General features: G+C 68.3%; 18 protein-coding genes. 13 read left to right on the top strand and 5 right to left on the bottom strand.

What is annotated here, in order from left to right; all coding sequences use genetic code 11:
* The first annotated feature begins 33 nt into the window (after positions 1-33).
* From BST28156_RS06970 to BST28156_RS06920, 11 genes are all read left to right on the top strand, one after another.
* Positions 34-1,104, top strand: a complete 1,071-nt coding sequence (locus BST28156_RS06970) for an acyl-CoA dehydrogenase family protein (RefSeq protein ID WP_174901831.1) — start codon at positions 34-36, stop codon at positions 1,102-1,104.
* On the top strand, positions 1,101-2,252 hold the full coding sequence (locus BST28156_RS06965; RefSeq protein WP_174901830.1) for an acetyl-CoA C-acetyltransferase: 1,152 nt from the start codon (positions 1,101-1,103) through the stop codon (positions 2,250-2,252). The genes BST28156_RS06970 and BST28156_RS06965 overlap by 4 nt, the downstream gene beginning before the upstream one ends.
* A 34-nt stretch (positions 2,253-2,286) precedes the next feature.
* Positions 2,287-3,177 (top strand): SDR family oxidoreductase, encoded by an 891-nt coding sequence (locus tag BST28156_RS06960; protein WP_174901829.1) that lies wholly within the window; start codon positions 2,287-2,289, stop codon positions 3,175-3,177.
* Positions 3,178-3,180: 3 nt separating this feature from the next.
* Complete coding sequence (locus tag BST28156_RS06955) at positions 3,181-4,419, top strand: acyl-CoA dehydrogenase family protein (protein ID WP_174901828.1); 1,239 nt, start codon at positions 3,181-3,183, stop codon at positions 4,417-4,419.
* Complete coding sequence (locus BST28156_RS06950; RefSeq protein WP_174901827.1) at positions 4,416-5,609, top strand: acyl-CoA dehydrogenase family protein; 1,194 nt, start codon at positions 4,416-4,418, stop codon at positions 5,607-5,609. Before BST28156_RS06955 ends, BST28156_RS06950 begins: the two co-directional genes overlap by 4 nt.
* Positions 5,606-6,406 (top strand): SDR family oxidoreductase, encoded by an 801-nt coding sequence (locus BST28156_RS06945; protein WP_174901826.1) that lies wholly within the window; start codon positions 5,606-5,608, stop codon positions 6,404-6,406. The genes BST28156_RS06950 and BST28156_RS06945 overlap by 4 nt, the downstream gene beginning before the upstream one ends.
* Positions 6,406-6,891, top strand: coding sequence for a MaoC family dehydratase (locus tag BST28156_RS06940; protein WP_174901880.1), 486 nt, complete (start codon positions 6,406-6,408; stop codon positions 6,889-6,891). The genes BST28156_RS06945 and BST28156_RS06940 overlap by 1 nt, the downstream gene beginning before the upstream one ends.
* A 13-nt stretch (positions 6,892-6,904) precedes the next feature.
* Entirely contained in the window at positions 6,905-8,110 is a 1,206-nt protein-coding gene (locus BST28156_RS06935) for an acetyl-CoA C-acyltransferase (RefSeq protein ID WP_174901825.1), read from the top strand.
* A gap of 111 nt (positions 8,111-8,221) precedes the next feature.
* Entirely contained in the window at positions 8,222-9,181 is a 960-nt protein-coding gene (locus tag BST28156_RS06930; protein WP_174901824.1) for a WD40/YVTN/BNR-like repeat-containing protein, read from the top strand.
* A gap of 61 nt (positions 9,182-9,242) precedes the next feature.
* Complete coding sequence (locus BST28156_RS06925; RefSeq protein ID WP_174901823.1) at positions 9,243-11,711, top strand: efflux RND transporter permease subunit; 2,469 nt, start codon at positions 9,243-9,245, stop codon at positions 11,709-11,711.
* A gap of 69 nt (positions 11,712-11,780) precedes the next feature.
* Positions 11,781-12,857: a 3-ketosteroid-9-alpha-monooxygenase, oxygenase component gene (locus BST28156_RS06920; RefSeq protein WP_174901822.1), complete on the top strand. Its 1,077-nt coding sequence runs from the start codon at positions 11,781-11,783 to the stop codon at positions 12,855-12,857.
* A gap of 39 nt (positions 12,858-12,896) precedes the next feature.
* Here the strand turns inward: BST28156_RS06920 and BST28156_RS06915 are convergent, their stop codons facing one another.
* The gene (locus BST28156_RS06915; protein WP_174901821.1) at positions 12,897-14,930 is read right to left on the bottom strand and encodes a hypothetical protein; all 2,034 of its coding nucleotides are present in this window, start codon (positions 14,928-14,930) and stop codon (positions 12,897-12,899) included.
* A gap of 228 nt (positions 14,931-15,158) precedes the next feature.
* Here BST28156_RS06915 and BST28156_RS06910 point away from each other — a divergent pair, with 228 nt between their 5' ends.
* Both BST28156_RS06910 and BST28156_RS06905 read left to right on the top strand, forming a co-directional pair.
* The gene (locus tag BST28156_RS06910; RefSeq protein WP_174901820.1) at positions 15,159-16,406 is read left to right on the top strand and encodes an alkaline phosphatase family protein; all 1,248 of its coding nucleotides are present in this window, start codon (positions 15,159-15,161) and stop codon (positions 16,404-16,406) included.
* A complete protein-coding gene (locus BST28156_RS06905) occupies positions 16,403-16,645 on the top strand; it encodes a hypothetical protein (RefSeq protein ID WP_174901819.1) in 243 nt (80 codons plus the stop codon). The genes BST28156_RS06910 and BST28156_RS06905 overlap by 4 nt, the downstream gene beginning before the upstream one ends.
* 36 nt (positions 16,646-16,681) lie before the next feature.
* Here the strand turns inward: BST28156_RS06905 and BST28156_RS06900 are convergent, their stop codons facing one another.
* The 4 genes from BST28156_RS06900 to dmpE form a co-directional block, all read right to left on the bottom strand.
* Complete coding sequence (locus BST28156_RS06900) at positions 16,682-18,073, bottom strand: MFS transporter (RefSeq protein WP_174901818.1); 1,392 nt, start codon at positions 18,071-18,073, stop codon at positions 16,682-16,684.
* A gap of 207 nt (positions 18,074-18,280) precedes the next feature.
* Positions 18,281-19,312: a 4-hydroxy-2-oxovalerate aldolase gene (dmpG, locus tag BST28156_RS06895; protein WP_174901817.1), complete on the bottom strand. Its 1,032-nt coding sequence runs from the start codon at positions 19,310-19,312 to the stop codon at positions 18,281-18,283.
* Positions 19,313-19,328: 16 nt separating this feature from the next.
* Positions 19,329-20,228 carry an acetaldehyde dehydrogenase (acetylating) gene (locus BST28156_RS06890; RefSeq protein WP_174901816.1) on the bottom strand — a complete coding sequence of 300 codons (900 nt, stop codon included), beginning with the start codon at positions 20,226-20,228 and terminating at the stop codon, positions 19,329-19,331.
* 16 nt (positions 20,229-20,244) lie between these two features.
* On the bottom strand, positions 20,245-21,027 hold the full coding sequence (dmpE, locus tag BST28156_RS06885) for a 2-oxopent-4-enoate hydratase (RefSeq protein WP_174901815.1): 783 nt from the start codon (positions 21,025-21,027) through the stop codon (positions 20,245-20,247).
* Positions 21,028-21,089: the final 62 nt, after the last annotated feature.

Below are 21,089 nucleotides of genomic sequence, written 5' to 3'. Positions count from 1 at the left end.
GCGCCGGCGACACCCTCACTGAACGGACATCGTATGGATTTCGTATTCGATGAAGACCAGGAAGCGCTCGCGGACAGCGTGAAGCGCCTGCTGATGACCGAGATGACGCCGGAGCTGATCCGCGAGCTGTGGGCCACGCCGACCGGCCGCTCGGACGCGTTGTGGTCGCTGTTCGCATCGCAGGGGCTGACCGCCGTGTCGGTGCCCGACGCGTTCGGCGGACTCGGCCTCACCGAAGTCGAGTGGGCGCTGCTCGCGCAGACCTACGGCTACTTCGGCAGCCCCGAGCCGCTGCTCGACACCGCGCTGGTAGCGGCTGGCGTGCTCGCGCGGCTGCCCGCGAGCGACTGGCGCGATGCGCTGCTGTGCGACATCGCGCAAGGGAATGCGCGCGTCGCGCTCGTGCATCCGGTGAACCCGTATGCGGCCGACGTGCATGTCGCGCACACGCTGCTGTGCGAGCACCGCGGCGAATTGCATCGCGTCGATCCCGCGCAGTGCGCGTGGCGCGCGGTCGACAGCGTCGACCCGTCGCGGCGGCTGTTCACGCTGGACTGGGAAGCGTCGTCGGCGACGCGCATCGCGGGCGTCGAGGAAGCCGCGCCGCTGCTGGCGCGCGCGTTCGATCACGGCGCGTTCGCGGTTGCCGCGCAGCTGCTCGGCCTCACGCAGCGCGTGCTCGACGTCGCGATCGACTACAGCGCGCAGCGCAAGCAGTTCGGCAAGGCGATCGGCTCGTACCAGGCGCTGAAGCACCTGCTCGCCGACGTCGCGATCCGCTACGAGTTCGCGCGACCGGTCGTCGCGCGCGCCGCGCAGGCGATCGCCGACGATCATCCGCAGCGCGCGCTGTTCGTGTCGCACGCGAAGCTCGCGGCCGCCGCGACCGCGCAGCTTGCCGCGCGCCACACGATGCAGGTGCACGGCGCGATCGGCTACACGTGGGAGCTCGACCTGCAGATCTTCATGAAACGCATCTGGGCGCTCGCCGCAAGCTGGGGCGACAGCGCGTTCCACAAGGCCCGCGTGGCCGGCGCGATCCTCGACGACGCGTTGCCGATCGGCCCCGCGCAGACCTTCGACCTCGAGGAATCCAAGCGATGAAACAAGCCTATATCGTCGACGCGCTGCGCACGCCGACCGGCCGCCGCAAGGGCGGGCTCGCCCACGTGCATGCGGCGGACCTCGGCGGCTTCGTGCTGAAGACGCTGGTCGGGCGCAATGCGATTCCGGCCGACGAATACGACGACGTGGTGTTCGGCTGCGTCGACACGATCGGCCCGCTCGCCGGCAATATCGCGCGCACCTGCTGGCTCGCGGCCGGGCTGCCGCTGCAGGTGCCGGGCGTGACGGTCGACCGCCAGTGCGGCTCGTCGCAGCAGGCCGTGCACTTTGCCGCGCAGGCGGTGATGAGCGGCGTGCAGGACGTGGTCGTCGCGGGCGGCGTGCAGACCATGACGCAGATCCCGATCTCGTCCGCGATGACCTGCGCGGCGCCGCTCGGCTTCAACGATCCGTTCTCGGGCAGCACCGGCTGGCGTGCGCGCTTCGGCGATGCGCCGGTGTCGCAGTTCGTCGCCGCGCAGCGGATCGCCGATCACTGGAACCTGTCGCGCGAGACGATGGAGCGCTATGCGCTGGAAAGCCATCGCCGCGCGATCGCCGCGACCGAAGCCGGGCATTTCCGGCGCGAGATCGTGCCGTTCGAAGGCGTCGCGCACGACGAGACGCCGCGCCCCGATACGTCGCTGGACAAGATGGCGACGCTCGAACCGCTCGCGCCGGGGGGCTCGCTGACGGCCGCCGTCGCGAGCCAGACCTGCGATGCGGCCGCGGCGCTGCTGATCGTGTCCGAGGCGGCGCTGAAGCGCTACGGCCTGACGCCGCGCGCGCGCATCCATCACCTGAGCGTGCTCGGCGACGATCCGCTGTGGATGCTGACCGCGCCGATCCCGGCGACCGCGGCCGCATTGAAGAAGAGCGGGCTCGACTGGTCGCGGATCGACGTCGCCGAGATCAACGAGGCGTTTGCGTCGGTCGCGCTCGCGTGGCTCGCCGACACGCGCTTTCCGCACGAAAAGACCAACCCGAACGGCGGCGCTATCGCGCTCGGCCATCCGCTCGGCGCGACCGGCGCGCGGCTGATGACGACGCTGCTGCACGAACTGGAGCGCAGCGGCGGCCGCTACGGATTGCAGACGATGTGCGAAGGCGGCGGCCTCGCGAACGTCACGATCATCGAGCGCCTGTGAGCGCGACCTCTTTCACGATCCACGAGGCATCAGCATGGGAATCTGCAATGGACGCACCGTCATCATCACCGGCGCGGGCGGCGGGCTCGGGCGCGAATACGCGCTCGCGTTCGCGGCCGAAGGTGCGGCGGTGGTCGTCAACGACATCCGGCACGACGCGGCACAGGCCGTCTGCGACGAGATCGCCGAAAGAAGTGGAAGCGGCGGCGGGCGCGCGCTCGCCAATGCCGACGACATTACGCGTATCGACACCGCGCAGCGGATCGTCGACACCGCGCGCGAAGCGTTCGGCGACGTGCACGTACTCGTCAACAACGCGGGCATCTGCCGCGACAAGATGTTCGCCAGCATGACCGAAGCGGACTGGGACGACGTGATGCGCGTGCATCTGCGCGGTCACTTCTGCCTGTCGAACGTGCTGGCGCGCGTGTGGCGCGACGCCGCGAAGGCCGGCGCGCCGGTCGATGCGCGGATCGTCAACACGAGTTCCGGCGCGGGCCTGCAAGGCTCGATCGGCCAGTCGAACTACGGCGCGGCGAAGGCCGGCATCGCGGCGCTGACGCTGATGCAGGCGGTCGAGCTGCAGCGCTACGGCGTGCGCGTGAATGCGCTCGCGCCGGCCGCGCGCACGTCGATGACCGAAGGCGTGTTTGCCGAGATGATGAAGAAGCCCGAGGACGGCGGCTTCGACTATTTCGATCCGGCCAACGTCGCGCCGCTGGTCGTCTGGCTCGGCAGCCCGTTGTCGGCGGACGTGACGGGCCAGGTGTTCGAGGTCGCGGGCGGGATGATCGCGGTCGCGGAGGGCTGGCGCACCGGCCCGAGCGTCGATCGCGGCGCGCGCTGGGCGCCGGCCGAGATCGGCCCGGCGATTTCACGCCTGCTGGCCGACGCGCGTCCCGCACAGCGTGTATACGGGAGCTGACGGATGGCTCTCGCGCTTACCGACGAACAGGCGATGATCCGCGACGCGGCGGCCGACGTGCTCGCCGAACGCAGCGCGTCCGCCGACGTGCGCCGCGCGATCGGGCAGTCGGCCGGCCGCGACGACGCGCTGTGGGCCGCGCTGTCCGGCGAACTCGGCTGGAACGCGCTCGCGCTGCCGGAGACGGCAGGCGGAATGGGGCTCGGCGCGGTCGAGCAGGTCGTGCTGATGGAACAGCTCGGCCGGCGCATCGCATGCGTGCCGTATTTTTCGACTGCATGCGTCGCGGCGACCGCGCTGGCGGGCTGCACGACACCGGCGGCGCACGGCTGGCTCGCGAAGATCGCCGCAGGCGCGTGCAGCGCGACGCTCGCGCTGCCGCTCGACCCGCGGTTCGACGCCGCGCCCGCAGAATGGCCGCTGCCGATCGTCGCCGACGAAACAGCCGGCGGCTATGCGTTGTCCGGCGCGATTGCACAGGTGATCGACGGCGCACGCGCCGACCTGCTGCTGGTGCCGGCGCGGATCGCGCACGCTGGGCAGTCGATCGGCCTGTTCGCGCTCGACGCCGCGACGGCGTCGGGGCTGACCGCCACGCCGCTCGACACGCTCGACGCGACGCGGCCGATCGCGCGCATCGTGCTCGACGAAACCCGCGTGGGCCGCGACGCGCTGCTCGCGAGCGGCGACGCGGCCCGCGTGCTCGAGCGCGCCGCGTGGTTCGCGGCGCTCGCGCTGGCCGCCGAGCAGCTCGGCGGCGCGCAGCAATGCCTCGATCTGACGCTCGACTATACGGGCCAGCGCGTGCAGTTCGGCCGCGCGATCGCATCGTTCCAGGCCGTCAAGCATCGCTGCGCGCAGATGATGGTGCTGATCGAATCGGCGCGCTCGGCCGTGCTCGGCGCCGCGCATGCGTGGGACGCGGAGCGCGGCGGCGCGGCGCTGGGCATGGCGTTGCGCGCCGACGTCGCGGCCGCGAAGGCCGCCGCGAACGACGCGTATGCGTTCTGCGCGCAGGAGGCGATCCAGCTGCACGGCGGCGTCGGCTTCACGTGGGAATACGACCCGCATCTCTATTTCAAGCGTGCGCAGGCGTCGGGCGCGCAGTTCGGCAGCACGCCGCGACTGCTCGAATGGATCGCGCATTACGCGATCGACGGCGGCGCACCGGCGCGCGATGCGGCAGCGATTCCGGCGACGGCAACGCGTCCGTCCGCCGCACGCGCAGGAGCACTTCAATGAACAGCGAAACGCGCGAACAGCAATTGCGGCACGAAGTCGCGGACTGGGTGCGCTCGCACCTGAGCGGCGAATTCGCGTGCCTGAAATACCGCGGCGGCCCCGGCGACGAGGAAGCATGGCCGGCGCTGCGCAAGGCGTGGGAACGGGAGATGGCGCAGGGCGGCTGGACCGGCCTGGGCTGGCCGGTCGAAGCGGGCGGGCGCGGCTTTACGGTCGCGGAGCAGGTGATCTTCCACGAGGAATACGCGCGCGCCGGCGGGCCGGGACGGATGGGGCACATCGGCGAAGGGCTGCTCGGGCCGACGCTCGTCGCATGCGGCACCGACGACCAGCGCGCGCGCTTCCTGCCCGGCATCCTCGCCGGCACGCAGTTCTGGTGCCAGGGCTATTCGGAGCCGGGCGCCGGCTCCGATCTCGCCAATGTGCGCACGCGCGCCGAGCAAGGCGCGGACGGCACGTGGCGCGTGTACGGCCAGAAGGTATGGACGTCGCTCGCGCACGACTCCGACTGGATCTTCGTGCTCGCGCGTACCGACCCGGCGTCGACCGGCAACAAGGGGCTGTCGTTCCTGCTGATGCCGCTCGACCAGCCGGGCGTCGAGATCCGGCCGATCCGGCAGCTCAACGGCGGCGCCGAATTCAACGAAGTGTTTTTCGACGGCGCACGCGCGGACGCGCGCGACCTCGTCGGCGCGCCGGGCGACGGCTGGCGGATCGCGATGACGCTGCTCGGTTTCGAGCGCGGCATGTCGACGCTCGGCCAGCAGATGCAGTTCGTCCGCGAACTCGAATGGGTGATCGACGCCGCGCGCGCATCGGGCGCCGACCGCGACCCGGTGCTGCGCCAGCGGATCGGCCGGGCCTGGGCCGGGCTGCGCGTGATGCGCTACAACGCGCTGCGAATGCTGTCCGGCGCCGACGACGCGGCCGGCGCGCCGCTGCGCCGCGAGGCGCTGATCTACAAGTATTACTGGTCGAACTGGCACCGCGACCTCGGCCAGCTCGCGATGGACGCGCTCGGGCCGCGCGCGAACGCGATCGATCCGGACGACGAGAAGCTCGTCTATCTGCAACGCGTGTTCCTGTTCTCCCGTGCGGACACGATCTACGCCGGCACCAACGAAATCCAGCTCAACATCATGGCCGAGCGCGGGCTCGGCATGCCCAGGGAACCGCGAGGCAACGCATGACCGAACCCCAGATCCAGAAAGCGCCCGCCTATGTGCCGGGCCACCAACTGCTCGCTGGCAAGTCGGTGCTGATCACGGCTGCCGCCGGCGCCGGCATCGGCTTCGCGGCCGCGCGCCGCAGCGTCGAGGAAGGCTGCCGTGCGCTGTTCATCTCCGACATCCACGAGAAGCGCCTCGAACAGGCGGTCGATACGCTGCGCGCCGAAACGGGCCTGCAGCGGATCTACGGGCGGCTCTGCAACGTCGCGGTCGAGGACGACGTGCAGGCGCTCGTCGCCGACGCGCAGGACCGGCTCGACGGCGTCGACGTGCTGATCAACAACGCCGGGCTCGGCGGATCGAAACGCATCGTCGAAATGGACGATGCCGAATGGTCGCGGGTGATCGACATTAGCCTCACCGGGACGTTCCGGATGACGCGCGCGATGCTGCCGCACATGCAGGCTCGCGGCCGCGGCGCGATCGTCAACAACGCATCGGTGCTCGGCTGGCGCGCGCAGGCGGAACAGGCGCACTACGCGGCCGCGAAGGCGGGCGTGATGGCGCTCACGCGCTGCGCGGCGCTCGAGGCGTCGCCGTATGGCGTGCGCATCAACGCGGTCGCGCCGAGCATCGCGATGCACGATTTTCTGAAGAAGTCGGCGCCGGCCGACTTGCTGAATCAACTGGCGTCGCGCGAAGCCTTCGGGCGCGCCGCCGAAGTCTGGGAGGTCGCGAACGTGATGATGTTTCTTGCCAGCGATTACGCGTCGTACATGACGGGCGAAGTGCTGTCGGTCAGCAGCCAGCACGCATGATGGAGACGACACTCGACCCCGTGCGCGCGACGCCGCGCGTGTTCGCGCATCCCGGCGAGCTCGCCGCGGCCGTCGGCGAAACGCTCGGCGCGAGCGCGTGGCTCGCGATCGACCAGCTCCGCATCGACGGCTTCGCCGATGCGACCGGCGACCACCAGTGGGTGCACGTCGATCCGGTGCGTGCGAAGGACGGCCCGTTCGGCGCGTGCATCGCGCACGGCTACCTGACGCTGGCGCTCGTCAACCATTTCCTGCCGCAGATCGTGCGCATCGACGGCGCGCGGCTCGGCGTCAACTACGGCTGCGACCGGATCCGCTTCCCGGCGCCGGTAAAGGTCGGCGCGCGCGTGCGCGGCGTCGGCGAGCTGCTGCGCGTCGAGCCGCTGGACGGCGGCGTGCAGGCGTGGATTCGCGTGAGCGTCGAGATCGAAGGCGACGCCAAGCCCGGCTGCGTCGCCGACACGATCAGCCGTTACTACTTCTAGGGTCTGCATACATATGGAAGACGCAGTTATCGTTTCCGTCGCGCGCACGCCGATCGGCAAGGCGTTTCGCGGCATGTTCAACGACACCGAGGCGCCCGCGCTCGGCGGCCACGTGGTGCGCGCCGCGCTCGAACGCGCGGGCGTCGCGCCGGCCGAGGTCGACGACGTGCTGATCGGCTGCGCCGCGCAGCAGGGCACGCAGGGCTACAACATCGGCCGCCTGTCGGCCGCGGCGGCCGGCTTGCCCGCATCGGTGCCCGGCATGGCGATCGACCGGATGTGCTCGTCGGGGCTGATGTCGATCGCGAGCGCCGCGCGCAGCGTCGGCGCGGGCGACGCGCGGATCGTCGTCGCGGGCGGCGTCGAGTCGATCTCGCTGACGCAGAACAAGCACAAGAACGCGTATCGCGCGCGTTCGCAGGCGGTGCTCGACCATCAGCCGGCCGCGTACATCGCGATGATGGAAACGGCCGAGATCGTGTCGCGCCGTTACGGGATCTCGCGCGCGGCGCAGGACGCATTCGCGCTGCAGAGCCACCGGCGCACGGCCGACGCACAGGCGGCCGGCCGCTTCGACGCGGAAATCGCGCCGCTCGACGTGCGGCGTGCGCTGTTCGACAAGGAAGGCAATGCGACCGGTCATGAGGATCTGCGCGCGGCGCGCGACGAAGGCGTGCGCGCGGATACGACCGCCGAGCGGCTGGCGGGGCTGAAGCCGTCGTGGAGCGGCGGCAGGTTCGTCGAGCAGGGCGAGTTCGTGACGGCCGGCAATGCGTCGCAGCTGTCGGACGGCGCGGCGGCCGTGGTCGTGATGTCGCGCACCGAGGCGAAGCGTCGCGGGCTGACGCCGCTGGGCGCGTTTCGCGGCCTCGCGGTCGCGGGCTGCGAGCCGGACGAGATGGGCATCGGCCCGGTGTTCGCGATCCCGAAGCTGCTGGAACGTTTCGGCATGACCGTGGCCGACGTCGGGCTGTGGGAGCTGAACGAGGCGTTCGCGTGCCAGGCGCTGTACTGCCGCGACACGCTCGGCATTCCGGACGACCGGCTGAACGTCGACGGCGGCGCGATAGCGCTCGGCCATCCGTTCGGGATGTCGGGCACGCGGATGACGATGCATGCGCTGCTCGAAGGCGCGCGTCGCGGCGTGCGGCATGCGGTCGTGACGATGTGCATCGGCGGCGGGATGGGTGCTGCGGCGTTGTTTGAAGTAGGCGAGTAACGGTAGCGGTGCAGAACGATTCGAGGCCGCGGCGATGACCGCCGGCCCGGAGACTGGCATGGGACCCGGGTAGGCGCTAAAGCGCCAACTCGGGCCGACAGGAGACAAGCGATGAAACGAACTTTGCCCGGACTCGCGATGTCGGCGCTCGTGCTCGGCGCCGCGCTGTTCGCGTTTTCGCCCCGCCCGCTGCCGGCGTTCCCGGTCACAGCGATCCATGCGGACCGCCTGCAGATCAACGGCCTCGCGAAGGCCGGCGCGCGCATCGTCGCGGTCGGCGAGCGCGGCGTGATCCTGCTGAGCGACGACGCGGGCCGTCACTGGCGGCCGGCCTCGATCACGCCCGACCAGGCGTCGACGCTCACGCAGGTGCGCTTCGTCACGCCGACGCTCGGGATCGCGGTCGGCCACGACGGCCGGATCGTGCGCAGCGACGACGCCGGCCTGCACTGGAAGGAAGCGCATGTCGACCGCGAGCATTCCGATCCGCTGCTGTCGATCTGGGGCACGGCCGACGGCCCGCTGTTCGCGGCCGGCAGCTTCGGCCAGCTGCTGCGCTCGGACGACGCGGGCCTCACGTGGCAGAAGGTCGGAACGCCGGCCGGCGACCGCCACCTGAACGCGATCGTCGGCGACGGCCACGGCACGCTGCTGATCGTCGGCGAAAGCGGCACGCTGCTGCGCTCGACCGACAACGGCGTCAGCTGGGACAAGCTGCCGTCGCCGTACCAAGGCTCGCTGTTCGGCGCGCTGATGCTCGCGAACGGCGACTGGGTCGCGTACGGGATGCGCGGCAACGTGCTGCGCAGCACCGATCGCGGCACGACCTGGACGCATGTCGACAGCCACGTGCCCGTGTCGTATTTCGGCGCGACCCAGCTCGGCGACGGCGAACTCGTGCTGGTCGGCCAGGGCGGCGCGATCGTCGCGTCGCGCGACGGCGGCCTGAGCTTCGACGTGCGCAAGCTCGGCGGCGTGCAAAGCCTCGCGGCCGTGCTCGACATGGGCCACGGCGCGCTGCTGCTCGGCGGCGAGGCCGGCGTCGCGCCGCGTGCGATGTCGCCGTCCTGACGCGCTCCCGCAGCCGTTTCCGTTCGTTTCGCTTCGCCCGTCCGTATCGACCGAGAAATCCATGAACGACCTGTCACGCCCCACCGAAGCCGTTCCCGCGTCGCGCCTCGCCGCGTTCGTCGAGCGCTGTGCCGACACGATCATCCGCCGGCGCCGGCTGCTGATGGTGTTCTGCATCGCCGTCACGCTCGCGCTCGGCCTGTCCGCGACGCGCCTGAAGCTCGACCCGGGCTTCAACAAGATGATCCCGATGCAGCACCCGTACATGCAGGTGTTCGAGCGCTACGCGGGCGCGTTCCCCGGCGCGAACACGATCCTCGTGAGCCTGCGCTGGAAAGGCGACGGCGACATCTACAACCAGGCCTTCATGGACGCGCTGCGCCATGCGACCGACGACGTGTTCTTCATCCCCGGCGTAAACCGCTCGCGCGTGTTCTCGCTGTTCACGCCGAACGTCCACTACACCGAAGTGACCGAGGCCGGCTTCCGCGGCGACGTGGTCGTGCCGGGCCAGTTCTCGAGCGCGAATCACGACGATCTCGCGAAGGTGCGCCGCAACGTCGCGCGTTCGGGGCAGATCGGGCGGCTGGTCGGCAACGACCTGAAGTCGGCGCTGATCCGCGCGGAGCTGCGCGAGACCGATCCCGCGACCGGCAAGCGGCTCGACTACGGCGCAGTTGCACGCCAGCTCGAGGAGATTCGCGCGCGGTACGCGAAGCAGGGCATCGACGTGAACATCATCGGCTTCGCGAAGCTGGTCGGCGACGTCGAGTCGGGCATCGCCGGCGTGATGGCGTTCTTCGCACTCGCGTTCCTCGTCACGGCCGCGCTGCTGTTCATCTATACGCGTTCGCTGAAGACCACCGCGCTCGCGCTGCTGGTCGCGCTGCTGCCGGTCGTGTGGCTGCTCGGCGCGCTGCCGCTGCTCGGGCTCGGCATCGATCCGATGTCGATCCTCGTGCCGTTCCTGATCTTCTCGATCGGCGTATCTCACGCGGTGCAGATGACCAATGCGTGGAAGCAGGCGCTGGTGCGCGGCGCGTCGTCGATCGACGCCGCACGCGACGCGTTCCGCAAGCTGTTCGTGCCGGGCACCGTCGCGCTGCTGACCAACGCGCTCGGCTTCATGGTGATCATGCGGATCAGGATCGACATCGTGCGCGAACTCGGCATCACCGCGTGCCTCGGCGTGCTGCTGATGATCGTCACGAACAAGGTGTTCCTGCCGATCCTGCTGTCGTACACGCGCCTCGAACGCGGCACGCTGGCCCGCGCGCAGCGCACGGCGGCCGCGGGCGGCAGCCGGCTGTGGTCGGGTTTCGCGACGTTCGCGCGGCCGGCGCCGGCGCTCGGCGTGTTCGCGATCGCACTCGTGCTGCTTGCGTACGGCACGCTCGAATCGCGCAAGCTCGAGATCGGCGACATCGGCGCCGGCGCGCCCGAGCTGCGCGCGAACTCGCGCTACAACATCGACAACGCGGCGATCACGCACCAGTACAACATCGGCGTGGACGTGCTGTCGGTGATCGTCGAGACGACCGGCTTCGACGATGCGTGCCTGCATTACCCGGTGATGGGCGCGATCGAGAAGTTCGAGATGTTCATGCGCGGCGTGTCGGGCGTGCAGTCGGTGACGAGCGTGTCGTCGCAGGGCAAGGTGTTCATCGCCGCGTTCAACGAGGGCAATCCGCGCTGGGCCGCGCTGCCGCGTTCGAGCGACGGGCTTACGCAGGGCGCCAACGCGTTCGACCCGGACAACGGGATGAACACCGCGAACTGCAAGGCGATCCAGGTGCTGATCTACACGCAGAACCATGAAGGCACGACCATCGCGCACATCGTCGACGAGATCAAGCGCTTCTCGGCCGAGAACCCGACGCCGAACGTCGCGTTCCGGCTCGCGGGCGGCAATGTCGGCGTGATGGCCGCGACCAACGAGGCGGTCGGCGACGCGGAAGTCGCGATGCTGCTGTCGATCTTCGGTGCGATCGCGCTGCTGTGCGCCGTCACGTTCCGCTCGTGGCGCGCGGTGCTGTGCATCATCGTGCCGCTGACGCTCGTGTCGATCCTCTGCAACGCGGTGATGGCGCGGCTCGGCATCGGGCTGAAGGTCGCGACGCTGCCGGTGATCACGCTCGGCGTCGGGGTCGGCGTCGACTACGGGATCTACCTGTACGAGCGGCTGCAGCACGACATCCGTCACGGCGCGACGCTGCCGGACGCATTCGCCGACGCGATGCGCCAGCGCGGCACCGCGGCGCTGTTCACGGCCGTCACGATGTTCATCGGCGTCGGCACCTGGGCGTTTTCCGCGCTGAAGTTCCAGGTCGACATGGGCGTGCTGCTCGCGTTCATGTTCCTCGTGAACCTGTTCGGCGCGGCGTTCCTGCTGCCCGCTCTGGCCGCGTGGCTCGGCGTCGAGCGTGCCGAACGGCGCGCGCCGCAGCCGCAGCCGCAGCAGACTGCGCAGACGGCCGCGCCGTCGCTGAAGCCGGCGCGCGCGCTCGAACCCGGCAATCCGGTGCGCTGACCCACGCGTTCCGATCACCCGAGCGCGCGGCGGGCCGCCGCGCGCGCTGAAAATGAGGAGTCAACCCACATGTCCGCACGCCCTTACAAGATCGAAGCCCAGCCGCTCGCGCAGCGCTATGCGCGCGGCTGGCACTGCCTCGGGCTCGCCCGCGACTACAAGGACGGCAAGCCGCACACGCTGAACGCGTTCGGCCGCAAGCTCGCCGTATTCGCCGATTCGTCCGGAACAATCCATGTCGTCGATGCGTACTGTCCGCACATGGGCGCAGACCTGAGCCTCGGCAAGGTCGAAGGCGACCATCTCGTGTGCCCGTTCCACGGCTGGGCCTGGAACGGCGACGGGCAGTGCGCGTCGATTCCGTACTGCAAGCGGATTCCGCCGAAAGCGCGCATCGGCGCATGGCCGACCTGCGAGGAAAACCAGCTGCTGTTCGTATGGAACGATCCGGAAGGCCATGCGCCGCCGCCGGAGGTCGCGATTCCGCGCCTCGACGTGTGTTTTTCCGACGAATGGTCGGACTGGGTCGTAGACAAGATGGTGATCCAGGCCAATTGCCGCGAGCTGGTCGACAACATCTCCGACGTCGCGCACTTCGCGACCGTGCACCGTGCGCCGATCGACTATTTCGCGAACCTGTTCGAGGATCACAAGGCGACGCAGCTGATGGTCGGCCGCAGCGAGAAGCTCGGCGGCGACAGCCTGACCGCGCTGTCGACCTATTTCGGGCCGGCCGTGCACATCACGCAGATGACCGGGCAGAGCGGCGGCCAGCCGATTCATTCGGTGCTGCTGAACTGCCATGTGCCGATCGACATGAACAGCTTCGAGCTGCGTTACGGCGTGATCGTGAAGAAGGTGCCGGGGCTGTCCGACGAGCAGAACCTGGAGATTGCGAACGCGTATGTGAAGGAAGCGCAGCGCGCGTTCTACGAGGACGTCGATATCTGGCACAGCAAGACGCGGATCGACAATCCGCTGCTGTGCGAAGGCGACGGGCCGCTGTACCAGATGCGCGACTGGTACGGGCAGTTCTATCTGGACGTCGCCGACGTGCGGCCGTCGAGCATCGCGCGCAAGACCTTCGAGATGCGGATCCGGGACGGTGCGGAAGCGCCGCCGCTGCATCACGTGTTCGAGCGGTAAGGCGGGCCGCCGGTCGCGCGATGGCGCGGCCGGCGCCGCTCAATGCGGGGCCGCGAGGCGTTTCTGCTGGCGATCGAGCAGTTGGACCTGCCGCATCAGCTGAACGAGCGGGTCTAACTGCTTCGCAACATCCCGGATCTCGACGGCGTTGAGGCGGCACGTCCCCGAATCGAGTACCGCGTCGAAGCAACGGAACAGGTGGTCCATCTTGAAATTGTTCGCGCAATAGTCGTTCCATGCTGCTGCATGTTCGATCACGGCACGTGTCAGGGACGGCATGTCGCGAGCGTTCTTCAGATAGTCGAGATTGCCGTGAAGGTAGCCGAAGTTATCGCATGACGAATATTCGATGACCGTTCCCAGTGCTGAAAAGGCAAGCTTGTAGTTTTCTCTGGAAACGTAGACAGTACTTCTTCTCGAACTGAAGAACGATTGCAGGCGGCGCGTGACGGTGAGCAGTTTTTCCGCGGTGTCGATATCTCCGGTGTTTTCGATTTTTCCGTGTCGACAGGATCGGATGTAGTTGTTGATATCGAAGCTTTCGGGGTGATTCCGCGCTTTGGATTTTCCGCGTTTGAAAATTTTCCAGCGTACCGGCTGATGCTGTTTCGATTGATCCCACTTCAACGCGGCAGGGATGAGTTCGTCGACCATCCATTCGTACGTTGTCGCAACGTCCCAGTAATAGCGCGGGCCGACTTTCTCTTCGAATTGATTGAGCCCGAAATCCTGTGGTGGACACCAGGCGAGCAGGACGTCGGTATCCGGATATTCAAACGATTGGCAAAGAGGGTCGGCTTTCGTGGGGCGAATGAATACGTGAAATCCGGGATCGAACCGTTCGCTTTGTTGCCGGGTCATCACTTTCAGATAAGCGGTGCCGCTGGATTCGAACATGCTCCATTCGGTATCTGTTTTAAATACATCGTGCGCGTTGGCGAATGCCAGAAGAACGCGCCACAATCCGCGATTGACCGTCATCAGCGGGACCGCGGAGCCGATTCCTTCGTAGATGGAGAATGCCTCGCTTCGCCAGATCGCCTCGTGCGCCTGGAGGCGCTTCATGTAGCGCGCGGCATATCGGTCGAATGCGTTGCATAGATTGCGCGCCTCCGCTTCGCTGATCTTGAGGCGGCAGTTCCCGATGTCGCAGAACCACATCGACGGCTCGCCGTAGTACGGCAGGAGAAAATCCCGCAGGTCGTTGTCGAGCGGTGCGCCGGGGTTCACGAAATACCGTTCGACCAGGTCACGATGATTCAGGGTCATCAGAACATGACTGAAGCGGCCGTTCCGCAATTCCACGAGACAACTGGCGCTGCCGCTCCTAAGCGTGGGCAGGAATCCGTAAATTTTCACGTGATCGTTCCGGATCGTCACGGTATCGCCGATCTCGACCTCGCTCGGGCCGTCATAGTTCATCCAGCTCGAGGATTCGTTGAATTCGTAGATGCCGTATTTCTCGTAGTGCTCGCGCGCTTTCTCGCCAAACAGGATTTCGGTCCAGACCGGATGAAAATATTTGAAAACCAGCGACTCGCATCCGCTCAGCATTTGATCGAGCTTCGTGGCCGACCAGATATCGATCGCGACGCCGGGAACGGAATGCCGATCCGGGTGAGACTTCATGTCGATGATCAGATCGGCGTCGAGCCGCTCCGACGAAATCACGACAAATTTCCTGATGTCGTAACCCCATTTTTCGCGGTTTTTCGCAAATCTGTCGGCCGCCGTCCTGAATACGGAGCGGTCGAATTTTTCAACACGTTTGACCTCGAATAGCTCGACCCACGAATCTTCCTGATTTGCCGTTTCGACAAAAATGTCGGCGCCGTATTGTTTTTTTCCATCGCCGGCAAGCGGTTCGATCCGGATGATCCTGGATTTCATCCCATCCCGTTCGATGTTCCTGTTCAATAATTCGCAGCAGAAAAGTTCGAATTGGCCGGCGTCGAGGCTTCCGTACGGAAGTTGCTTCGTGTCGCGTGTCGGCGGGAGGCTGTTGCGCGACAGCTTGACGTTCTTGAGCGCGTCCGGGATGAGGTTGCGAAAATTGTCGTTCATGTTGGCCAAGTGTGTTTTCTGATTTATCGAGTTCGAAACGGCGATGTCGGCATGCCTGCGTTTGCTCCCGACCTGTGCGATCCGGCCTCCATTGCGCGGGATACAGCGACAGGTGACTTTACGCAGGCCTGCACGCCCCAGTACACTCGTCGACGATCCGCGGTCCGCGCAGCTTACATCGCTTTCAGCGCGCCGGCCGGCCGCGGCACACTTCGTCGCGCGACGCCAGGAGGCGCCATGAGTGCAGACGCAGCCCCAGCAGTCCCGTCCGTCCAGGACCGCATTCGGCACGTGTTCGTGCTGATGCTCGAGAACCGCTCGTTCGATCATCTGTTCGCGCTGTCGGGCCTGCCCGGCATCGTGGCCGCGTCGGCCGCAAACGGCAACGTCCACGACGGCGTGACTTATCCGTTCGGCGGCGGCGCGCCCGACCGGATGCCGACCGATCCGTGCCACGAATTCACCGACGTGCTCGAGCAGCTTTGCGGTGCCGGCGTGCCGTTCGTGAAAGGGCAGCCTTATCCGCCCGTCGACAATTCCGGGTTCGTGTCGAACTACGCGACGTCGCATTCGGAAGGCACGCCGCCGCAGGCGGCCGACGCCGGCAAGATCATGCAGGGCGCGGATCTCCGTACGCAGGCGCCGTCGCTGTATGCGCTCGCGAGCGCGTTCGTGGTGTGCGACGGCTGGCATGCGTCGATGCCGGGGCCGACCTGGCCGAACCGGTTCTTCCTGCACGGCGCATCGTCGGCGGGACTCGACCATTCGCCGACCCGGGAGGAAATGGGCGGCTGGGAATCGTTCGATGGCTTTCACTATCCGAACGGGTCGATCTTCGCCGCGCTCGGCGACGACAACTGGCGCATCTACCAGGACCAGTCGGGCGATCCGCTCGGCCACGTGCCGCAAGTGGCGTCGTTGAAGGGTGTCAGCTTCTTCGACATCGACGATCTCGCGCATTTCGAGGCCGATCTCGCCGCCGGCTACACGGCGCGCTACACGTTCATCGAGCCCGGCTACGGCGACATCGTGCACGGCACCTATCAAAACGGCAGCTCGCATCATCCGATGGACGGCCTCGCCGGCGGCGACCGACTCGCCGCTACGGTGTACAACGCGATCCGCAATTCGCCGGTGTGGGACAGCAGCCTGTTCGTGATCGTCTACGACGAGCACGGCGGCTTCTACGATTCGGTCCGGCCCGGTGCGGCGGCGCCGCCGAACGACGGCGCGCCCGCGACGCTGAACGCAAGCGGCTTCGGGTTCGACGTGTATGGCGTGCGCGTGCCGGCACTCGTGATTTCGCCGTGGGTCGCGGCCGGGCAGGTCGATCACACGCCTTACGATCACGCGTCGGTGCCCGCGACGCTGGAGCGGCTGTTCGGCCTGGCGCCGCTGACCGATCGCGACCGCGCCGCGCGCGACCTGTTGCCGCTCGTCACCGCCACCTGCCGCACCGACTGCCCGCAAAGGATCGGAACATGAATACGCACCCGGACCCGCGCGATGCGCTGCCCGTGCGCGACGGCACGAGCCTGGTCGCGTTCCTGCACATTCTGAAGAAAGCGCATGCGGCGCTGGTGGGGCACGACACGGCCCATCGGCGCTTCAGCGAGATCGTTACGCGCGGGCAGGCGCGCCAGTACATCGAGGAACTGATGCCGGCGCTGCTGCAGGCGCGGGATGCGCATCGCCGACGCCGGCATGCGAAGAAACATCATTGAGCGCTGCCCGGATGATGGCGGCTGGCGCGCTTTCGACTACGACGCGGACGCGCGCACGCGCCGCACCGTCACGGCGGACACGGCCGCGCCGGTCAGCTGAACCGCCGCACCGGCGAACATCGCCGCGCGCAGGCCCCCGACGCCGCCGTGCGCGGCTGCGAACAGCGTGCCGAGCACCGCGATCCCGAGCGTCGCGCCGGTCATCCGCGCGACGTTGACGAGCGCGCTCGCGGTGCCGGAGCGCGCACTGTCGACCGCGCCGACGGCGACGGTCATCAGCGGCCCCGTCGCGATTCCCATCCCGAGTCCGGTCAGCGCGAGCCCGATCCCGGCGCCGAGCAAACCGGGCGAGGCCGCCGACGCGCCGATCGCCGCGAGCCCGCTCGCGATCACCGCGACGCCGCCGGCCGTCGTCGTCCGCGTGCCGACGCGCTCGGACAGCGGCCCCGAGCACGGCGACACGACGACGAACACGAGCGCCATCGGCAGCAGCGCGAGGCCCGCGCCGGTCGCGTCGAGCCGGCCGATGCTCTGCCACGTCAGCGGCAGCAGGAACAGCACGCCGTACATGCCGAAGGTCATGCCGGCGGTCGCGGCGATCGCGCCGCGAAACGCGCGGATGCCGAACAGGTCGAGCGGCACGAGCGCGGCATCGCCGTGGCGCCGTTCGATCGCGATGAAGGCGGCGAACGACGCCACGGCGACACAGCCCGCGATCGCGCTGGCGACCGTCGAATCGCGGAACACGATCGCCGCATACGCGAGCGTGCCGAGCGCAAGCGCGCCGGCGACCTGCGCGCCGGCATCGAAATGACGGCCGCGCGGATCGGACGATTCCGGCACGGCCGGGATCGCGAGCAGCATCGCCGCGACGCTCAGCGGCACGACCACGAAGAAAATGCTGCGCCAGCCGAAGTGCCGGATCAGCACGCCGCCGACGGTCGGCCCGATCGCCATCGCGACGCCGTTGCACGCGGCCCAGATGCCGAGCGCGCGGCCGCGCTCGACCGGATCGCGCCACACGACGCGCACGATCGCCAGCGACGCCGGCAGCAGCAGCGCCGCGCCGACGCCGGCCAGCGCGCGTGCGCCGATCAGCACTGGCACCGACGGCGCGAGCGCGCACAGCAGCGAGGCGACGGTAAACACGGCGGTGCCGGCCAGGAACACGCGACGGCGGCCGTAAAGGTCGGCGAGCAGCCCGCCGCTCAGCAGCAACACCGCGTAGGCGAGGTTGTAGCTGTCGACGACCCACTGCAGCGCGCCGACGCCCGCATGAAAATACGCGCCGATCGCGCGCGTCGCGAGATTGACGACGGCGGTATCGACCTGCGCGACGAGCACGGCAAGGCACAGCGTGAGCAGCGTCACGCCGCGCCGTCTGGCGGTGCAGTGCACGGGGGCGGCGGATTCTCCGGCATGCGTCATGAGCGGCATTCCTCGACGGGCGATCGTTCGAGCGTAGACGCGGCCTGCTGCCAGCGTGGTGTCAGCAGGCGAGGGCAGCAGGCGTGCAAACGGCATGCCCGCAGGTTCGCCCGGCCCGGCGCGACCCGCATGCGCGCTGCCCGAAACGAAAAACGAGGCTTGCGCCCCGTTTCCCCGTTGCTTCCGGACCGTCGCGGCGATATCGCGTCAGGCCGCGCCCGCCCGCGCCCGCGACATCGTCAGCGCCGCGTCCTCGATCATGTCCTCCTGCCCGCCGACCAGTCGCTGACGGCCCAGCTCGACGAGAATGTCGCGCGCCGGAATCCCGTACTTGGCTTCCGCGCGTTTCGCAAACAGCAGGAACGACGAGTAGACGCCCGCATAGCCGAGCGTCAGCGCATCGCGGTCGATGCGGATCGGCGCGTCCATGATCGGCACGACGAGATCTTCGGCGACGTCCGAGATCGCGAACACGTCGACGCCGGTCTCGATCCCCATCCGGTCGCATACGGCGACGAACACTTCCATCGGCGTGTTGCCCGCACCGGCGCCGAGGCCGGCGGCGGCCGCGTCGATCCGGTTCGCGCCGGCGGCGACCGCCGCGACCGAGTTCGCGACGCCCATCGCGAGATTGTGATGGCCGTGGAAGCCGAGTTCGGTCTCCGGCTTCAGCGCCGCGCGCACCTGGCCGATCCGCGCGGTCACGTCGTCGGGCAGCATGTGGCCGGCCGAATCGGTGATGTAGATGCAGTTCGCGCCGTACGATTCCATCAGCTTCGCCTGCACGACGAGCTGCGCCGGCGACGACATGTGCGCCATCATCAGGAAGCCGACCGTATCGAGGCCGAGCTTGCGTGCAAGGCCGATATGCTGTTCCGACACGTCGGCCTCGGTGCAGTGCGTCGCGACGCGGATCGTGCCGACGCCGAGTTCGTGCGCCATGCGCAGGTGCTCGACGGTGCCGATGCCGGGCAGCAGCAGCGCCGACACCTTCGCCTGCTTCAGCTCCGGCATCACGGCGCTCAGGTAGGCCTCGTCGGTGTGCGCGGGAAAGCCGTAGTTGACCGACGCGCCGCCGAGCCCGTCGCCGTGCGTGACCTCGATCAGCGGCACGCCGGCCGCGTCGAGCCCGGCCGCGATGTCGCGCATCTGGTCGAGCGTGATCTGGTGGCGCTTCGGGTGCATCCCGTCGCGCAGCGACATGTCGTGGACGGTGATTTTCTTGCCTGCAAGTGACATCGTGTGACTCCTCGACTCAAGCGGTGGCGGCCGTCGCGGCCAGCATCTGTTCGGCGAAACGCTCGGCCGTGGCGGCCGCGGCGGCGGTCATGATGTCGAGGTTGCCCGCGTACTTCGGCAGGTAGTCGCCGAGGCCCTCGACCTCCATGAACACGGACACGCGATTGCCGTCGAACACCGGGCCGTTCTTCAGCGTATAGCCGGGCACATAGCGCTGCACCTCCTTGACCATCGCATGCACGGAGGCGGTGATCGCATCGACGTCGGGCGGCCCGTCGGTCAGGCAGTGGATCGTGTCGCGCATGATCAGCGGCGGCTCGGCCGGGTTGATCACGATGATCGCCTTGCCCTTGCGCGCGCCGCCGACCTGCTCGATCGCGCCGGCCGTCGTGCGCGTGAATTCGTCGATGTTCTTGCGCGTGCCGGGGCCGACCGATTTCGACGACACCGTCGCGACGATCTCGCCGTACGCGACCGGCTGCACGCGCGACACCGCGTAGACCATCGGGATCGTCGCCTGGCCGCCGCAGGTCACCATGTTCACGTTGCTCTGCGCGCTGCCGAGATGCGCGTCGAGGTTGACCGGCGGCACGCAGTACGGTCCGATCGCGGCCGGCGTCAGGTCGATCATCTTCACGCCGAGCGCGGTGAGCTTGTCGGCGTTCTCGCGGTGCACGTAGGCCGAGGTCGCGTCGAACGCGATGCGGATGCCGTCGGCCGCGACGTGCGGCAGCAGGCCGTCGACGCCCTGGTCGGTGGTCTTCAGGCCGAACGCGCGTGCACGCGCGAGACCGTCGGATGCCGGATCGACGCCGACCATCCACACCGGTTCGAGCACCGGCGAGCGGCGCAGCTTGTACAGCAGGTCGGTGCCGATATTGCCCGGCCCGATCAATGCGCAGGGGATCTTCTTCATCAGGATTCCTTTTTCTTCAGGTAAAACGAACCTCGCAGCCGCCGATGCCGGCGATCTGCATCGACAGCGCATCGCCGGCCGTGACCGGAATCAGCTTCGCGAGCGAGCCGGACAGCACGATCTCGCCGGCGAGCAGCGGCACGTCGTAGGCGGCGAGCGTATTCGCGAGCCACGCGACCGCGTCGGCGGGATGGCCGAGCGCCGCGTCGCCGCGGCCCTGCGCGACGCGCTCGCCGTTCTTGTCGATCGTCATCTCGCAGGCGGCGAGATCGAGCGTGCGCGGATCGACGCGCGCGTCGCCGAGCACGTAGACGCCGCACGACGCGTTGTCGGCGACGGTGTCCTCGATGCGGATCGCCCAGTCGCGGATGCGCGAATCGACGATCTCGAAGCAGGGCGCGACGGCGGCGGTCGCGTCGATCACGTCGGTGCGGTCGATGCCGGGGCCGCGCAGGTCGTGCGCGAGAATGAACGCGATCTCGCCCTCCGCGCGCGGCGCGATCAGCGCGTCGGTGGCGATCGCTTCGCCCGATGCATGGTGCATGCCGGACAGCAGGATGCCGAAGTCGGGCTGGCGCACGTTCAGCATGTCCTGCACGGCCTGGCTCGTCACGCCGATCTTCTTGCCGACGACCGATTCGCCGTGCGCGACGCGACGTTCGATGAAGCGCTGCTGGATCCGGTACGCATCGTCGAGCGACAGTCGGCGCGGACGGCCCGACAGCGGCGTGACCGGCGCACGGGCGTGCCACGCGTCGTACAGTTCGTCGCCGAGCGTCGTATGCAAGCGGGAAGACATCAAAGGGCCCTCGATGGAAAAGGCCGCCGGATCGGCGGCAGGGTGCGCCGGAGCGATGCCCC

It is taken from the genome of Burkholderia pseudomultivorans (assembly GCF_902499075.1).
GTDB classification, from domain to species: Bacteria; Pseudomonadota; Gammaproteobacteria; order Burkholderiales; family Burkholderiaceae; genus Burkholderia; species Burkholderia pseudomultivorans.
This window is presented reverse-complemented; position numbering and strand designations above follow the sequence as displayed.

Excerpts from the sequence above, each read along its gene's own strand:
- BST28156_RS06940 (WP_174901880.1), top strand. The coding sequence starts at position 6,406 with ATGGAGACGACACTCGACCCCGTGCGCGCGACGCCGCGCGTGTTCGCG.
- BST28156_RS06955 (WP_174901828.1), top strand. The coding sequence starts at position 3,181 with ATGGCTCTCGCGCTTACCGACGAACAGGCGATGATCCGCGACGCGGCG.
- BST28156_RS06960 (WP_174901829.1), top strand. The coding sequence starts at position 2,287 with ATGGGAATCTGCAATGGACGCACCGTCATCATCACCGGCGCGGGCGGC.
- BST28156_RS06945 (WP_174901826.1), top strand. The coding sequence starts at position 5,606 with ATGACCGAACCCCAGATCCAGAAAGCGCCCGCCTATGTGCCGGGCCAC.
- dmpG (WP_174901817.1), bottom strand. The coding sequence starts at position 19,312 with ATGTCACTTGCAGGCAAGAAAATCACCGTCCACGACATGTCGCTGCGC.
- BST28156_RS06925 (WP_174901823.1), top strand. The coding sequence starts at position 9,243 with ATGAACGACCTGTCACGCCCCACCGAAGCCGTTCCCGCGTCGCGCCTC.
- BST28156_RS06905 (WP_174901819.1), top strand. The coding sequence starts at position 16,403 with ATGAATACGCACCCGGACCCGCGCGATGCGCTGCCCGTGCGCGACGGC.
- BST28156_RS06970 (WP_174901831.1), top strand. The coding sequence starts at position 34 with ATGGATTTCGTATTCGATGAAGACCAGGAAGCGCTCGCGGACAGCGTG.
- BST28156_RS06900 (WP_174901818.1), bottom strand. The coding sequence starts at position 18,073 with ATGACGCATGCCGGAGAATCCGCCGCCCCCGTGCACTGCACCGCCAGA.
- BST28156_RS06930 (WP_174901824.1), top strand. The coding sequence starts at position 8,222 with ATGAAACGAACTTTGCCCGGACTCGCGATGTCGGCGCTCGTGCTCGGC.
- dmpE (WP_174901815.1), bottom strand. The coding sequence starts at position 21,027 with ATGTCTTCCCGCTTGCATACGACGCTCGGCGACGAACTGTACGACGCG.
- BST28156_RS06890 (WP_174901816.1), bottom strand. The coding sequence starts at position 20,228 with ATGAAGAAGATCCCCTGCGCATTGATCGGGCCGGGCAATATCGGCACC.
- BST28156_RS06935 (WP_174901825.1), top strand. The coding sequence starts at position 6,905 with ATGGAAGACGCAGTTATCGTTTCCGTCGCGCGCACGCCGATCGGCAAG.
- BST28156_RS06965 (WP_174901830.1), top strand. The coding sequence starts at position 1,101 with ATGAAACAAGCCTATATCGTCGACGCGCTGCGCACGCCGACCGGCCGC.
- BST28156_RS06920 (WP_174901822.1), top strand. The coding sequence starts at position 11,781 with ATGTCCGCACGCCCTTACAAGATCGAAGCCCAGCCGCTCGCGCAGCGC.
- BST28156_RS06950 (WP_174901827.1), top strand. The coding sequence starts at position 4,416 with ATGAACAGCGAAACGCGCGAACAGCAATTGCGGCACGAAGTCGCGGAC.
- BST28156_RS06910 (WP_174901820.1), top strand. The coding sequence starts at position 15,159 with ATGAGTGCAGACGCAGCCCCAGCAGTCCCGTCCGTCCAGGACCGCATT.